The organism is Flavobacterium columnare NBRC 100251 = ATCC 23463, assembly GCF_002530675.1.
GTDB lineage: Bacteria > Bacteroidota > Bacteroidia > Flavobacteriales > Flavobacteriaceae > Flavobacterium > Flavobacterium columnare.
On the sequence record NZ_PCMX01000086.1, the window covers coordinates 3,672 to 4,060 of the forward strand.

Consider the following 389-nt stretch of genomic DNA (forward strand, 5'->3'; position numbering starts at 1 on the left):
GTAGTACATAAAGACAAAAAAGGAACTACAAAAACAATACATCTAACGGTCGAAGGTCCAGTAAGTGTAAGCGGTTGCACCACACAAGAAAGCATCTACGAGGATAATAGCAATAGGAGTTTTTTATTATACATCGATGAAAGCCATGAGCAGGACGAAAAAATAATGTTCTATCAAAGACAATTATCAGCAGGAAAAGTAAACTACGAAGCAGAAGTAAAAGCAAGAGAACTATTAAAAAACGCTCAACGATTATTAAAAACAATATCCGTCAGAAATCCTTTTGCCGAGTTCCTCACATTACCAAACAGCGTTTTTAAACCACGAAGAACCAATGCGCATTATTTACAATTTATCGAAGCGATAACCTTTTACAAACAATACCAAAA

The 389-nt window shown here is 35.0% G+C and carries 1 pseudogene; it reads left to right on the forward strand.

The features are described from left to right. A pseudogene (locus tag B0A78_RS11515) lies at window positions 1-389 on the forward strand (hypothetical protein); the annotation flags it as partial.